Below are 16,678 nucleotides of genomic sequence, written 5' to 3' on the forward strand. Positions count from 1 at the left end.
GCATGAGACTGGACAATGGTAGGATTCGAGAGCTTCGAACTGAACTCGCCAAAGTTGAGGCCAGGAGAGAATGGATTTTAGACGAGATCGCCAAGATTGAATCAACGGGACATATAAGCCCGCCCACTGTTGTTCAAACTGCTCCAATACAACCTTCTTGTAATGTCAACAACCATTCGCCAGCACACGAAAAAATCTCCCTTTTCCGGTCCCTGTTTCGCGGCAGGCAGGATGTCTTCCCACGCCGCTTTGAAAGCATGAAAACCGGCAAGAGTGGGTATCAACCAGTATGCGGAAACGAGTGGCAACCTGGGATTTGCCTCAAACCTCGGATCAAATGCTCCGATTGCGAACACCGCCAGTATCTTCCAGTGACCGATCAGGTTATTGAATGCCATTTGAGAGGATGCAAGCCGGATGAAAAGCCCCAAAAAGATTTCGTTATCGGAGGATATCCGATGCTCCCTGATGAGACGAGTTGGTTTTTAGCGGTTGATTTTGACAAAACCTCTTGGCAGGAAGATGTTTTAGCTTTTCGCCACACCTGTGCGGAGCTTGATATACCGGTTGCAATTGAGCGTTCTCGTTCCGGCAATGGCGCGCATGCATGGTTCTTTTTCGAGGAACCGGTTCCATGTGTTCATGCTCGCCAAATGGGAGCATTTCTTCTGACAGAGACTATGGAGAGAAGCCCGGATATCGGGCTTGATTCTTACGACAGATTTTTTCCCAACCAGGATACGCTTCCTAAGGGAGGTTTGGGCAACTTAATTGCTCTTCCTTTACAAAAAAAATCTCGCGATGCCGGTAACACCGTGTTCCTCGACGAAAACAACAATCCTTATGAAGACCAATGGGCGTTCCTGTCATCCATCGGGAGGATGAGTTTCAATCAAGTCGAAAAGCTGTCTCAAATCGCAACCGAAAAAGAACGCGTAACCGGATTGCGTATGCCGGTGACTGATGAAGAAGATGATGATAAGCCTTGGGTAAACCTGCCTTCTCGCTCAAAAGAGATGAAAGTCACCGGTCCATTGCCCCAAAAGATTGAAATAGTAAAGGCTAACCAGATTTATCTTGAAAAGGCAATGCTTTCTCCATCCTTGCGAAATGCATTGATCCGCACCGCCGCATTCCAGAATCCTGAATTTTACCAGAAACAAAAATCGCGGATGCCTGTATGGAACATTCCTCGTATCATATCCTGCGCAGAAAACTTTCCTCATCATATCGCTTTACCACGAGGATGCCTTCCCGACCTGGTCGAATTGTTCAAAGACCTGGCAATCGAGCTGGATATCCGTGATGAACGGGTATCTGGTGAGCCGCTTGAAGTGGAATTCACCGGGCATCTTCTCCCTGAACAGCAGAAAGCAGCTCAAGCCCTACTTGCGCAGGATACTGGTGTTCTCGCTGCAGCCACCGCTTTTGGGAAAACTGTCGTAGCAATATATCTTATTGCCAAGCGTGCGGTCAATACCTTGATTCTGGTACATCGTCGACAGCTTCTCCAGCAGTGGCAAACGAGGTTGACAGAATATCTCGACTTAGACAAAAAAGATATCGGTATCATTGGCGGTGGTAAGAGAAAACAGACCGGAAAGGTTGATATAGCAATCATTCAAAGCCTGAATCGCAAGGGGGAAGTGGATAATCTCGTTGCGGAATACGGACATCTTGTGATTGACGAATGCCATCACATTTCAGCTCCGAGTTTTGAGGCAATCTCCCGCGAATTCAAGGGGAGGTATGTCACTGGACTTTCGGCCACAGTCACCCGTAAAGACGGCCACCATCCGATAATTTTTATGAACTGCGGATCGGTGCGCTTCAAGGTCAGCTCAAAGGATCTAGCGAAAGAACGACCATTCAGATATTCTCTGATTGTACGAAATACATACTCGCGGCTACCGGTTGAATGTGCAAATGAAACGGCACTTACCATAGCCGAGATTTACTCTTTTCTGATGCACGATGAGCAGCGTAATAAAATGATTATCAACGATGTGCTAACAAACCTTGAAGAGGGCCGATTCCCGGTTCTGTTGACCGAGCGGCGGGAGCATGTGGAGTACTTCCGAAAGGAACTTAACGATAAAGTTAAGCACCTGATAACCTTCAAAGGCGGAATGGGAAGGAAACAGCTCAAGGCTGCATTGGAAAAACTGAATACTCTTCCTGACAATGTTCCGCGTTTAATTCTGGCAACCGGCCGATTCTTGGGTGAGGGATTCGATGACGCCAGGTTGGACACTCTTTTCCTTGCTCTGCCAGTATCTTGGAAAGGAATACTGGTTCAGTATTCAGGTCGGTTGCACCGATTCCATGAAAGCAAGAAGAAAGCAATCATTTACGACTATGCTGATCTGGAAATTCCAATGCTTGCCAGAATGTTCGAGAAACGAGTGAAGGGCTATAAGAGCATAGGATATGAAATTGATTTTTGATCTGATAGTATTTGAACCACCAGTTTTGGAAATCACAATGCTTCCAGCAGGTATTTCTTAAACTTGTTTGCCGTCCTCCGCCATTAGTTAAAAGCACCCAATTCCATCGAATTGGGTGCTTTTTGTTTTGGTGAGGTGCAATAATAATTCACATCATAGCCGCAAGAAGAAAGGCCTATCCAAAAGAAGCTGAGAATTATACGAGTTCCATCCAGACTTAGCTGATATCAAAAATGGCCCTAAGCCTGGCATGCAAGAGCACCGGATCGAACGGTTTGAATACGTGGTCGGCGGCTCCCATCTTGATACACCGTCTAATGCTTTCCATGTCTTCGTTACCGGAGACAATCACTACTGGGATGTTTCGTATAAGGCTGTCGCTCTTTATCTGCTCCAGCACCTCAAATCCATCCATATCCGGCATGAACAGGTCAAGGAGCACCAGATCGATGGCTTGTCCCCGTAATAACTCCAAGGCTTTTTTGCCGCTGTCCGCTTCCCATACGGTATAACCGGACTCTTTCAGATTTGTGCTCAAAATCGTTCGCGGCAGTCTTTGATCGTCCACGACCAGGATCGATTTGGGATCGTTCATCTCCAGTTCCCTCTACATTTGAGCGAGTGCCTGCTGCGCCTTTTCGAATTCCTGCCTGGCACGCTCGATTAACTTCTCGACGCCTTCCAGTTTGCCATCGCGGGCAAGGGATTCTATTTCCCGGGCAACGGCCGAGAGATTCATGGCGCCGAAAGTAGCGCCGGCGGATTTGAGCGTATGTGCGGCCAGACGAAGTGCTTTGACATCGCCTTGCTGTTGAGCCTGACAGGCATCCGACAAAAGCTTCGCGCCATCCTCCATGAATCCCTGTAGCAGCTCGGGGAAAATTTTTTCCGCCTGGTTTCCGAGACTTTCCTTGAGCCTTTCCAAGGCATTGATATCGATGTTCCCGGAGGGCTCCGTCACGGCTTCGCTCCCAGGGGAATCACCTGCGGGCCCGCCTTCATCAGGTTCCGTCCCGGCGCCGGGCGGGACCTCCGTAATCTCTCCATTTAGTACGGCCTTGCTCCGGCAGAGGGCGGCAACCAGGCTCTTGACATGCACGGGCTTGCTCACGTAATCATCCATGCCCGCGGCAAGGCATTCTTTGCGGTCCTTGTCCAAAGCGTCTGCGGTCATGGCGACAATTCGAGGCTGCCGGTCGGGGGGAAAATGCTGACGGATTTGCCGGGTGGCCTCGAGGCCGTCCATTTCCGGCATCTGCACATCCATCAGCACCAGATCGTATAATTGACGTTTGAGGGCTTCCACAGCCTCCAGACCGTTGGAGGCCACATCCGCCTTATAACCGAGGCGGTCCAGCATCGCCAGGGCGAGCTTCTGGTTACTTTTATTGTCCTCGGTCAGGAGGATGCGCAAGGGATGGCGTGTTCCCATCTGGGGGTCGTACTGGGAAGCACGCTCCTCCGTATTGGATGAGACGAAAATCGTACCCTCGGGGCAGAAGGCTCTCTGGAATGTTTCGTATAGCCGGGAAGCTTTGACAGGTTTGAGAAGCACTTCGCGGAAACGCTTCCTGTCCTCGGGAGATATGGCCTCCGAGGAAGAGGTGAGCATGACCAGAGGGACAGAGCCGCCGCAGGCCAGGTCCCTGATTTTCTCACTCACCTCCACTCCGTCCATTTCCGGCATCTGCATGTCCAGCACTATGATATCAAATTGGTCCCGGCCCTGGATCAGCTCCAGCGCTTCCCTGCCCGAGGAAACCGCGACCGGCGACATACCCCAGGATGCGGCTTGAAGGAAAAGAATTTCCCGGTTTGCGGGATTGTCATCCACGATAAGTACCTTTTTCCCGCACAAGACAGGCTGGTCGGCCTCGAGGTAAACAGGCCTGGTGCAGGCAGCGGACATGGCACGGATGGTAAAGTGGAAGTTAGAGCCTTGTCCGTCCTCGCTTTCCACCCATATCCGCCCGCCCATCATCTCCACCAGGCGCATGCTTATCGCCAGGCCCAGGCCGGTGCCGCCGTACTTGCGGGTCGTCGAGGAATCCGCCTGGCTGAAAGCCTGAAAGAGGCGATTCAACCTGTCCGCCGGTATTCCTATGCCCGTGTCCCGGACCGAGAACTCGAGCTCGAACCATTTGCTTTCCCGGTCCGCAGACGGCGACACTGCTCCCGACTGGACACTCGTCCCCGGCGCCGCTTTCAGTTCGCTGGAAATAACCGTGACCATCACCTCACCCTTGTCGGTGAACTTAACGGCGTTGCCGATAAGGTTCACCAGGATCTGCTGCAGGCGGGTGGGGTCGCCGACCACTGTCGCCGGTGCATGGACATCGATGAGGGCGCCGATTTCCAGACCCTTGCTTCGAGAACGGTGGGCGAAGAGGTCCACGGTGGATTCCACGCACTGGTGCAGGTCAAAAGGACAATTATCCAGCTCCAGTTTTCCGGCCTCGATTTTCGAGAAATCGAGGATGTCGTTGAGTATGACGAGCAGAGCCTCCCCGCTTTTTCTTATCGTATTGGCGAAATCACGCTGCTGCGGATCGAGGTCGCCATCCAGCAGCAAGCCGGACATACCGATAATCGCGTTCATCGGGGTCCGGATTTCATGGCTCATCATCGCCAGAAAGGCGCTTTTAGCCCGGTTGGCCGATTCGGCGTTTTCTTTGGCCCTCTCCATCACCTCCTGGGCCCGCTTGCGGTCGGTTATGTCACGAATGCACTCGATTGCACCGACCACATTGCCCCGGATATCATGTAGCGCGGAGGCCGTAACCATCATGTGAACACCGTCCCGCAATTTCGGAGCGAAAGTCTCGCCGATCAGAACTGAACCCTGACGCAACAGAGTTGGATATTTCTTTTCCAGCTCCTCATTGGGATTCAAGGCCAGATTGATGAGAATCGGCCTGCGCTCGCCATAAATTGACATGGAATACTCATTATTGCCTTTGCCGAGCATCTCCCCGGACTTGATCCCGGTCAATTTCTCCATCGCTGAATTCCAGGCAATCACCCGGCCCTCCCGGTCTACGACGAAAGTGGCATCGGGGACAAAATCGATAATGTCCGCCAGTCGTCTTTCCAGGCTGTCTGCGTGTTCCATAAGCCGGAGCTGGGAACCACGGACGCTTTCCATCATGGCATTAAACGTAGTGGCCAGAACTCCCAGCTCATCGTTGCTTTTGACGGTCACCGGCTGGTCGAGCTGCCCTTTTTGCACTCTTTCGGCGGCATTGGCCAGTTCGGTCAAGGGATTTGTCAGCCTGCGTGCGAAAAGGATAGCGATCGCGCCCGCGAACAAGGCGGTTAAAAAGAGGAGGAGCCATTGCTGGCGGGTGGTTTTTCGAAAGAGCTGCTGGATGATGCTCTGACTGGAACGGATAGGACCGTAGAATTCATCCATATACGTCGTCGCGCTGACCATCAGGGTGACGCCCTGGACCGGACTGTGGATCGGGGTGGTAATCATGAACTTCTGGCGCACCGATCCATCGGCGTCCACCCAGTCGTAATAGCCCTCTCCCTCCTTGCCATCCAGGCTCTGTTTGAATACTTCCCAGAACGCCGGCAGCTTAACGGAGAAGTCGTGCATGTCATGGTTGACAATGGCGGGGTTCGGGTGAAAACGGGTGATTGCCGTACCGGTCTCCCAGAGAGCGGTGTAACCTGTCTCACCCACTTTCTGGCCTGCCAGTTTCAAAAACTCCTGGTCCTTCTGAAGGTCCTCGATGCTGGCCTGGGGATGGGTCAGGATGAATATCTCCGCCTGGCGGGCGACATCCCGGGCTTTCTGACGGATCGACTCCTCGCCCAGGCCTCTAAGCGCCTCCGTGCTCTGCGAAACCGCCAGTGAGCCCACTCCCTTGATTGCGCGCTGGCTGAGATAACCTACGATCAGCGTGGGAACAGTGGCCGCTATCAAAAAACAGAGGACAATACGGGTGGTGATTTTCATTTTTATTCCCGGAATGAGTAGTACTTCTCAAGTTTCTCCAATTGTCGGGAGGTGTCCGACTGGTCACTCGAACGGGGATTTTCTGTCATTTCTTTTAGAATGGCTGCGGATTCCAACAGAACTCCGATAACTTCCGGCCCGGGCGCAAGCTTTCGGGCGCAGATGAGATTCATGGTCTTTTCCATCGCATAGGCCAGTTCCCGGATGTTTTGCAGAGCCATGTATCCTGCGCTGCCTTTAACCGAGTGAAAAGCCCTGAATACCTTGTCCGCCAACTTGTCATCCCTGTCCCGGCCAGCAGTTTCCAGAGCCAGCAGATCGTCTTCAATCCCTCTCAGGTTCTCCTCTGCGTCCTCGATAAACATCAGTAAGGTCTCTTCATCGAATTCCATCCGGCCCTCTTTTTGAATACTTTTTCACGGGTGCTATTAAGTTTTATTCCAGGTATGCCCGCAACGATCTTTCAATTTTAGCCTTCATGTGTTCTCTTGTCGCACCTTTAAGTATGTAATTTACAGCGCCAAGCTTGAGACATTTGGTAACGATATCCGAGTCTCCGATGGAGGTCAGCATCACGACCCGGGCAAAGGGGGCAAGTTCGGTTATCTCCTCCAGCACCACGTCACCATTTTTCCCCGGCATGTGTATATCCAGAATCAGAAGGTCGGGCTTTTCTCTTTTAAACAGTTCGACCACCTCATCGCCGTTGGACGCCTCGCCTACCACTTCGTATTTCATGGAAACCAGCAGCTTCCTGAGCATCTGCCGGAAAAAAGTCTGATCATCGGCAATGAGCACACGCGGTATCTTCGCAATGCTCGATATACCTTCCAACTTTTTCAATATATCCGCAATGTTTGCCTCGTTGCTTGACTCCGCGTGCTTGATCAATTCGATCAGAATTTCTGTTGAATTCAACAGAGCGTTGACCACGTGAGGAAGCGGCAACATGGTTTTATAATGGACCATACTCAGAATATTCCCTATCAAGCTGGCCAGGGCCTCAATGTTTTTAAGCTCCATTGATTTTGCGCCGTGTTCAATGGAGAGCATGGTCTGAATTAATTCATCTGCCAGCACATTATCTATTTCCGTTGATTCCCAGGCCTCGAGAGCGTTTATTTTCTTTTCAATTTCTTTCGTTTTGTCGAGAGAGCCCTCAACAAACGATTGTAAGGTCTGGCCGTCGAAAACCATCTTTTCCTCCCAATACTGAATACCTTATCTTTTTTTAATGTCCCATTCGGGAGCGGGAGAAAATTCTGCACCTTCAGGCGACGACTTTGGTATGCTTACGGTGAACGATCGGGAAAGCATTATCTACTCCATCCCGAGGATTCATGGATTCGAGATGGTTTCACGCGGCAGTAAAGAGGTCTTAATCGCCCTTTGGGACTGTTGATTTTGGAGATTCATTCTGGGCGTTTCCATGCAGTGGCTTGATCTCAGCGGTTGCCAGGGCAGGCTGACCAAGCCTATCGCTTTTATTGTCAACCGGTTTTGTGGTTATTGATTTGTCAGACATTTTATATTTGCGCGACCTTTGATTCAATGGTACATAGAATCATGTCTGTTTTTTTGCTTGGTTTTAATGTATCGGGCTCCGCAGCTCAGAAACATGATCTGTTGGAGGTTATTTCCTTAATCCACTGCAGATTGATGCTATTCAGCCGGGGAAACGTGAGAAACCTTCTACGCGATTAAATCAGAGGTCCCTTCCAATTAATAAGAAAAGAGACAAATGTCAATATAGACCTTAGTCTTACACACCCGATATCTTGTCTTGTTTTCGCCGCAGGCTGTCGGAATATTGAAAAATCAGCTTGAGAGCTAATACTTTCAACAGAATTCAATGGATTGAACCACATAGACTGGATTAAGAAATCAGGAATATGTGCATTGTCGCAGGTCATTCTGTGTCAGTTTATGCCGGAATCGGGGTTAAACTATTAAATTCGTGCCAATCTGCAGCCTCACCCTGAAAGCATGACATACAGCCTCCATGCGCCTCTGGCTTTAGATAAAAGGAGTAAGAAAGAGGAGGGAAACTGCCTGAAGGGGTCTGTCAAGCCGGAGGCCGCGGGTTCAAGTCTCGTCGGCCCCGCCACCAATAGAGAAGGGCCTGGGAGATCCTCCCAGACCCTTTTTTATCGAAGCTCCGCTCTCCGGGCGTTGTCCGCAGAGAGCAGTAGTGATTTGTCAGCAAGCCGCACGCCGAGCCTGCCGGCTCACTTGACCGGTTTCGTGGAAAATTTCAAGAACGTAAAGGTTTCCGGGATGTGCGAATTCATATAGCCGTGCTTGTTCCAGGTCCATCCGGCGCACTGCTCCAGCTTGGTCCCGTCACGGCCGCAGTGCTGGAACCGCGAGCAGTCGATCCGCCACATGTCTCCATCCACGGGCGGCAGCGCGCGGCCATCCGCCAGGGGCGCCAGTTCAGCCCAGGGAAGGGCCAGCTCCACGCTCCAGCCCCGGTCCTCGACATTGTCCTGGTTTATTACCCCGTCGACATGAACCGCGTGTTTCATCCCGGTGATATCGAAATCGAAAAACCCGGTCCGCTCGCCGCGCGGATGCATCGGGGGTATGAACTGGGAGAGCTTTTCGGTTTTCCGCAGCGTGGGCGACCATTCGGTCGTCGGGTAGGCCGACCCGGGTTGGCCCAGGACATCATCCCAGATCCAGAAGACCTCGTAGATTGTGTTCAGCGCGTTGATTTCCAGCTCGTAGTAGGCGTCACGGCCGGCGATAAACAATTCGACATCGTTATCCTCCCAGATACGGGAGTCCTGCTCGGTGAGCCTGGCGCGGACATGGGTCTCCTCGATCCGGTACCCGATATACAGATAGCTGTCGTCCCAGAGCAGCTTTACCCGCGAGTCGAAAAACGCCGGTTCGCCGGAGATGATGTCGACAAACGGCGAGGACCACGGGGCCGCCTGCCAGCACGGTTCATCCAGCCTGCCGTCGACCGTGATCTCGCCGCTCGCCCGGTGGCAGGTGTATTCCGCGAGTTTCTGACGGCTGATTTTTTCGAGATCGATCATGGTTTGGGCTCCAGCCTTGCTTGCAGGTAAAATCGAGAGAAGGAAAACGGTCAACAGCTCAAAGGTTGTCATTCGCCTCATCATTTACGCTCCTGGGCTCATTCTGGACCTGACTTCCTCAGATGCGGTTTTTCGATCGGCCCGGCTTGGATGAACTCACTTTTTTCGATTACATGAAAGATTGTCAGTTTGAATCGAGATTTGGCCTGCCCCGGAAGTATAGCACCAATTACGAGAGAACTCAAAGGTGGAGCACACGGTACAAGCTTTGGGTTTTAGCCAGGGAATTACATTGCCTGTTTTTTGCTTTTTTGTTTGCATTTAAACAACAGTCTTAAAAGATTTTGCCTTGGAGCAGGTTGAATTATCGGTGGCAAACAATAATAATGTCACACTTTTGCATAATGGTCGTCTGCTTTACTTGGGAAAAAACTGATAATGATGAGAATGAGAAGAATTTCTCTCCTTTTATCAACCCTCGCCATCCTTGTTGGTTCCCACAGGAACCTCTACGCGGTGAAATATCCTTTCAGAACCTATACTGCCAAAGACGGACTGGCGTCGAATCAGGTCGGCTCGATCCTGCAAGACCGTAAAGGCTGCCTCTGGTTATCGACTCAGGGCGGAATTTCCAGGTTCAATGGTTTGAATTTTACCAATTACAGCGTAACGGATGGTTTAGCCGGCAACAGCGCTCTAAAAATCTTCGAGGATTCCCGGGGCGGCCTCTGGGCCAGTTTCTGGGGAGGGGGAGTGAGCAGGTATGACGGGGAGAAGTGGACCACTCTGAGCGATGATTATCTGCGGGACAACACTGTCTGGACTTTTTTCGAGGATTCCCGCGGCCGACTGTGGGTGACTACCTTCGGGGCCGGTGTGGCTTGTCTCGACAAGGCCGGGTGGCAATATCACACCGTCGCCGATGGACTGCCCGATAACCGGGTCAGGACTGTATTTGAGGACTCCAAAGGCAACCTGTGGTTCGGGTTCCAGCAGTATGGAGTCTGCCGTTTCGATGGCAAGAACTGGAAACACTTCTATCCTCTGGGACCGGGAGCGCTTTGCCAGATCAACTCCATTGTCGAGGATAAAGAGGGCGACATCTGGCTCGCCGGCTACAGCAAAATAAAAAGAGAGAGTGTAGCCATAGAAATCAGAGGGACTGTTGAACAGGGGAACTACAGGATTTTCGACCACAAGGATGGTATCCCGCTGGGTTCTGATCCCTCACTTTTACAGGACAGCCAGGGCAATATCTGGTACAGTGCACAGGGCGGCGGTGTGGGGGTTTATGACGGCACAGGCTGGAAGACATACACCACGCAAAATGGGCTGCCCTCCGATAATATCACCTCGATCTTCGAGGATAAGGAAAAGAACCTGTGGTTCGGCACCTGGGGAGACGGGTTGGTGCGGCTCAGCGACAGGGCTTTCGTGACCTATACCGAGGCGGATGGACTGCCGGGGAACTCGGTTGCCCCCGCGCTTGAGGATAGGCAGGGAAACCTCTGGTTTAACGACCGGTATGTCGAGGGAGTCGCCAGGTATGACGGCAATAAATGGACTACGTATACCTCGCGTGACGGCTTGTGCAGCGACCATATAGTACATCTTTATATGGACAGCAAGGGCGTTATCTGGTTTTCGTCCGGCTACGAAATAAGTACATTAGACGGTTCGAGGTGGAAAAATTATATTCTCGAAAATCAATGGATCAACAGGTCTTTTTTTGAGGACAGAAATGGCGTCATTTACATCGGGACGTTTCAATACAAGTTCAACGGACGGACAATCGAGCCTTGTTTATTGAAAGGAGAAAATCCCGATTCCCCTCCCTCGGTCCTTTCGACAGCTCAAGACACGGCCGGCAATTTGCTGTTCGGCACCACGGAGTGCCTGCTGGTCTTTAACGGCACCGACCTCAGAAAGCTGGAACGAGGCAGAGTAATCAATGCAATTACAGGCGACCCCGAGCGATGTCTCTGGTTTGCCACGGACAGCGGTTTGGTAAAATCCGATATCCAGGACTATTACGGATACGCCGGAGAAAACGAGCGGCTCGCCGGAATACGCTATACCATTGAAAGCGGTCTGGCCCATAACGATGTCCTGGCCCTCTGCCGGGACGCCTCCGGCGCGGTATGGGCGGGTACAAACGGTGGCGGCGTTAGCCGGCTCAAGGATGACGCAATTACCAATTTCACCGTAGAGAACGGCCTTTCCAGCAATGTCTGCAACTATATCCTCGAGTCCGGCAGCCGCTTGTATTTTGTGATGTCCAACGGACTCAATTGCTACGACGGCGAGACGTTCAAAGTCTATACTGAGGAGGATGGCTTCACCGCCAACACACAATCCCAGCCTCTCCTGGATCGAAAAGGAAACCTCTGGTTCAGATCGCCCAATGGTGTAATAAAATATGATCCTTCCTCCGACCGGCCGACTCTCATTCAACCGCCCGTTTATATCACCGGGCTTAAATTGTTCGATAAGAGCATCCCGGTTAGGGACGGAATCGTCCTCGATTACGACATGAACGGCCTGAATATAGAATTTGTCGGTATCTGCTTTGCCTCGCCGGGTGTCCTGTACAACTATCGACTGGAGGGCCTGGAGGCGGATTGGATCCCAACCCGCCAGAATTCCGTCTCCTACACCAACCTGCCTGAAGGCCGATATACATTCAAAGTCAAGGCGAGGAACCAAGACGGGGTCTGGAGCCGGGAGACGGCAACGCTGTCTTTCAGAATACTGCCACCCTTCTGGGCCACGCTCTGGTTCAGGGTCTTGAGCCTCGTTGCCATCGTTGCCGCTTTCTACGGGATTCACGAATTCAGGACACGCTTCATCAAGAAAAGAAACCTCGAACTCCTGCACGAGGTGAGTGAACGCAAGAAAGTGGAATCCGCCTTGCGGAAAGAACATGCCGAGGTGGAGAGCCTGAAGAACCGTCTCCAGGCCGAGAACATTTACCTGCAGGAAGAGATCCGGATCGAGCACGATTTCAAGGAGATCATCAGCAACAGCGACGCGCTGAACAAAGTGCTGGAGCGGGTGGAGCAGGTAGCCGCCACCGACGCCACGGTGCTTATTCTCGGCGAGACCGGGACCGGCAAGCAGCTCATTGCCCGGGCCGTGCACAATGTAAGCCCACGGGCCGAGAGGGCGCTGGTTACCGTGAACTGCGCCGCCCTGCCGGCCACTCTTATCGAGAGCGAGCTTTTCGGACATGAAAAGGGAGCGTTCACCGGAGCGCTTTCCAGAAAGATCGGGCGTTTCGAACTGGCGGACGGCGGCTCGATTTTCCTGGACGAGATCGGGGAAATGCCTCTCGACCTGCAGGCCAAGCTCCTGCGGGTCCTGCAGGACGGGGAATTCGAGCGGCTGGGCAGCACCGCCACGATCAGGGTCAATGTTCGGATCATTGCCGCCACCAACCGTGACCTCGAAAAAGAGGTGCGGCAGGACCGCTTCCGGCAGGACCTCTTCTACCGGCTCAATGTCTATCCGATTACCTGCCCGCCCCTGCGTGAGCACAAGGAGGACATCCCGCTGCTGGTCAACCATTTTGTCAATAAATACAGCGCCCAGGCCGGTAAGAAGATAAATTTCATCTCGCCGAACCTTATTGACAACCTGCAGTCTTACGACTGGCCGGGTAATGTCCGGGAACTGGAAAATGTCATCGAGCGGGCCGTGATTGTCAGCCGCAGGAACAAGCTCGAACTGGCCGAGTCTCTGCAGAAAGAGACCCAGCCCCGGGACCGGGATTCGAGAACCCCGACCCTGGAGGAACTGGAGCGGGAGCACATTGTAAAAGTGCTGAAAACCACCGGCTGGCGGATAAGAGGAAAATCCGGCGCGGCGGAAATTTTAGGGCTGAAACCGACAACGCTTGAATCGAGAATGGACAAGCTGGGGATCCGGCGCAACACCTGAATGGTATCCGAAATATCGGAGTCTCTCCGGCATTTCGGAGATTAGCCCGCGCGCCCGAAAGAGGCGATAAAGCCGAATAATAACATAAAATATTCAATGGAAGCCACTTGGACAACTGCCCGGGTGGCTTTTTTTATTCGGAACGGGTTTTGTATTTCGAAGAAAAGAAGGAAAGCACGAATCCAATGCTGCGGCGAGCCGGCGGAGAGCACGTGGGAGATGGAAAAATGAACGGAAAGCCCGGCCTTCTCATTCTGACCGAGGCCAATTTCCGGCGGGAAGTCATCGAGGCGGCCGGGCCGGTGCTGGTCGTGTTCGAGACCGACTGGAGCGGATCGTACCGGATTATCGCTCCGTTCATCGAGGAGATGGCCCTCCGATACCAGGGCCGGATCAAGCTGGGGAAACTGGATGTCGACGCGAATAAACGGATAGCCGACGAATATTCGATCCGTACTCTTCCCACGCTCATCTTCTTCAAAAACGGGCAGATCGTGGACTTCCTCATCGGCATTTGCCCGAAAAACATCATTGAGAACTTGCTCGGCAGCATCCTGCTGCGGGACGATAGTTGAGCCGGCAGCGGAACCGACTGCCGGAGCATGACTTCAGGCTTCAGTGAACCGCTCACTTTTTCAAGAGGGGGCCGGAGAGACTGAAAAGAGACCGGACCGGCGGGATGGGATCGAGGATACCCGGGCGCCTGGAGGAGCCTCTGCGGCGGTGTGGTGAGACCTGGGAAATCGGAGCGCGCAAGAAAGGGGGGCCATTCATCAGCACTACTCTACCATCTCTCTGAACTCGAATCAACCTCGGTTTGACAGACTCCTCAGCCAGCAGGGGGCTTCGATGCACCAAAGGAAATGCAAATCCTACCTTTCTATAACCGTCGACACGGTGTTTCTGCTCTTGTTTACGGTGGCCGGGCTGTTCGCGCAGCTGGCCACCGGCAAGGTGGAGGGTGTTGTCCGGGACAAGGACACAGGGAAACCTCTGGCGGGGGCCCAGGTGCTCATCGAGGGCACGCGCCTGGGAAATGTGACCAACGCGGACGGTTACTACTTCATCCTCAATGTCCCCCCGGGACGCAGGGACATTACGTTCGCTTTCACCGGGTACCAGAAAACCACCGTGGCCAGCCAGCTTGTCCTGGCCGACCAGACTGTCACGGTGAACGGCCAGCTCAGCTCCACGGTGATCCAGCTTGAGGGGATCACTGTCGCCGGCGAGTCCGAGATCATCGTCCCCCGCGATGAGACCTCGACCAAGCGCCGCCTGACCAGCGAACAGGTCTCCGAGACGCCGGTCAACCGTCTCGAGGACGCCATGATCCTGGAGGCCGGAGTGGAAATCGGCGGCCGCGGCTCCCGCGACCGGGGCCTGCGTATCCGGGGCGGCCGTATCGGCGAGGAGGCCATGATCATTGACGGGCTGATGGTCCGCAACTACTCCGCCAACCCGTTCAAAGTGGGCCAGGGCTGGGTTTTCGAAAACGATTTCGGATCCACCAGCGATGACACCTCACCGCTCGAGGTGGGCACCTCGGCCGTGGAGGAGGTGGATATCATCACCGGTGGTTTCCAGGCCGAGTACGGCAACGCCCAGTCGGGCATCGTCAACATAGTCACCAAGGAAGGCGGGAGCAGCCTGGCCGGCAATGTCCGCTACACCACCGACCAGCTCAATCCACGCACCAGTGACTTCGGGTACAACCAGATGGCGACAAGCCTCGGCGGACCGATACCGGTGGTGCCGGACCTCTATTTCCACCTCTCCGGCGAAATCCAGGGTGAGGCCGACCGCAGCTACACCCATGCCGATGAGGGTTTCCGGGGCATCGACCAGACATTTGTCGACCGCCTCAACGACGCTGTCCGGAACGACCCCGCGGTGGCGGCGGTGCGGACCGAAAACCCGGGCCTGGAGTATCCCTATACCCTGGAGCAGTTCCGGACCGGCCACGAGTTCTATGTCAGCCACCTCCAGCAGGATTATCCCTCGCTCTACAAGGCGGATAATCCCCTGCACCAGATGTCTCTTTTCTCCCCCGACAATCCCGTGCGGCTGCCCTACAACTGGGGCGACCGGACGCTCCTGTCCGGGAAATTCACCTATTCTCCGGTAAAAAGCCTGAAACTGATCGCCTCCGACAACTGGTCCCGCAACCAGCATTCCTACCCGGCGGGCTACTCGGGGGAAGGCAATTATTTTCAGACCGGGGTTTTCTACAAAGGGGACCCGCTGTGGGAAGGCCGGGACTGGGGGACAGCGACGCAGGTCCATGTGCCGCAGGCCTACGGCAGAAGGATCAAGACCGACAACCTGCTCAGCGGGTTTGACTGGAACATTTTCAGGTCCGCCGCGCGGAGCGCCTCGCTGCAGTTCCGCTTCAGCTATTTCGGCACCGTGGCGGTCAACCAGGCCAGCCTGGAAACCGACTGGGAGCGCAGCACTTTCATGAGCTGGAGCGCCCACGACATCCGTTTCGAGATCGAAAGGTATTTCAACAAGGAAGGGCCTCACCCCGAGCGGGGTGAAAAGTGGGTGGACGGCGAGCTGGGCTGGAAACAGTCGGTGCCGTACGAAACACCTTTCGAACAGGGCGTTTACACTGCCTATTACATGAACTACATGTACAGCAGCGAGAAACAGAAGAATTACAAGGCCGACCTGGACTTCCAGGTCGATCGCCATAACCGGGCCAAGCTGGGGATGCAGTTCACGCATTTCGACGTTTTCAGTTTCGGAACCAATTACAAGACCACGGTGCGGAACCCCCTGGATGTCTACAAGCGGTTCCCGGAAATGTGGAGCGCCTACCTGCAGAACAGGACGGATGTGGGCGACCTGGTCGTCGATTACGGGTTGCGCTACGACGGGTACGCGCCGGTGACCAACTGGGGCCGCACCGCCACCGATCCCTACGCCGAAAATTTCCATCCCCAGGTGCAGACCTCGTTCTCGCCGCGTTTCGATGTGGCTTTCCCGGTCACCGAAAAGGCGCAGTTCCGCTTCTCCTACGGGGTGTTCACCCAGCTTCCCAACCTTCAGTACATGACCCTGAGGAGCGAGGAAGGCTCGGGCGCCGAAAATTACGGCGACCTGGGATACTCCCGCACCGACGCCTTCGAGTCCGGCATGAGCTACCTGTTGACCGACGACATGGTCATGGACCTGGTGGCCTATTACCGGGACATTGACGGCAACCTGGCGACCAAGGAGTTCTTCCGGGACTACTGGAAATGGAAAACCGAGGAGCGCATCCGCGACTGGTTCACCGG

At 53.7% G+C, this 16,678-nt stretch carries 9 protein-coding genes; 4 read left to right on the forward strand and 5 right to left on the reverse strand.

The annotated features are described in order from the left end of the window. Nucleotides 1–2: 2 nt before the first annotated feature. Nucleotides 3–2,447 carry a DEAD/DEAH box helicase gene (locus LLH00_02335; protein MCE5270103.1) on the forward strand — a complete coding sequence of 815 codons (2,445 nt, stop codon included), beginning with the start codon at nt 3–5 and terminating at the stop codon, nt 2,445–2,447. A 217-nt stretch (nt 2,448–2,664) separates the two neighbouring features. Here LLH00_02335 and LLH00_02340 read toward each other — a convergent pair whose 3' ends face one another. The 5 genes from LLH00_02340 to LLH00_02360 all read right to left on the reverse strand — a co-directional run bounded on the left by LLH00_02340 (nt 2,665) and on the right by LLH00_02360 (nt 9,458). Beyond that, nucleotides 2,665–3,042 carry a response regulator gene (locus LLH00_02340; GenBank protein MCE5270104.1) on the reverse strand — a complete coding sequence of 126 codons (378 nt, stop codon included), beginning with the start codon at nt 3,040–3,042 and terminating at the stop codon, nt 2,665–2,667. A gap of 12 nt (nt 3,043–3,054) precedes the next feature. Next, nucleotides 3,055–6,411: a response regulator gene (locus LLH00_02345; GenBank protein ID MCE5270105.1), complete on the reverse strand. Its 3,357-nt coding sequence runs from the start codon at nt 6,409–6,411 to the stop codon at nt 3,055–3,057. Between the two features lie 2 nt (nt 6,412–6,413). Further along, a complete protein-coding gene (locus LLH00_02350) occupies nt 6,414–6,803 on the reverse strand; it encodes an Hpt domain-containing protein (GenBank protein MCE5270106.1) in 390 nt (129 codons plus the stop codon). A gap of 43 nt (nt 6,804–6,846) precedes the next feature. Next, the gene (locus tag LLH00_02355) at nt 6,847–7,608 is read right to left on the reverse strand and encodes a response regulator (protein ID MCE5270107.1); all 762 of its coding nucleotides are present in this window, start codon (nt 7,606–7,608) and stop codon (nt 6,847–6,849) included. Nucleotides 7,609–8,639: 1,031 nt separating this feature from the next. Beyond that, complete coding sequence (locus tag LLH00_02360) at nt 8,640–9,458, reverse strand: carbohydrate-binding family 9-like protein (protein MCE5270108.1); 819 nt, start codon at nt 9,456–9,458, stop codon at nt 8,640–8,642. Nucleotides 9,459–9,896: 438 nt separating this feature from the next. Between LLH00_02360 and LLH00_02365 the strand changes: the two genes are divergently transcribed. The 3 genes from LLH00_02365 to LLH00_02375 form a co-directional block, all read left to right on the forward strand. Beyond that, nucleotides 9,897–13,397, forward strand: a complete 3,501-nt coding sequence (locus tag LLH00_02365; GenBank protein ID MCE5270109.1) for a sigma 54-interacting transcriptional regulator — start codon at nt 9,897–9,899, stop codon at nt 13,395–13,397. Nucleotides 13,398–13,504: 107 nt separating this feature from the next. Continuing rightward, complete coding sequence (locus LLH00_02370; protein ID MCE5270110.1) at nt 13,505–13,972, forward strand: thioredoxin family protein; 468 nt, start codon at nt 13,505–13,507, stop codon at nt 13,970–13,972. Nucleotides 13,973–14,246: 274 nt separating this feature from the next. After that, the coding region (locus LLH00_02375; GenBank protein MCE5270111.1) for a carboxypeptidase-like regulatory domain-containing protein at nt 14,247–16,678 on the forward strand (2,432 nt) is incomplete at its 3' end.

Source organism: bacterium (assembly GCA_021372515.1).
Lineage (GTDB): Bacteria > Gemmatimonadota > Glassbacteria > GWA2-58-10 > GWA2-58-10 > JAJFUG01.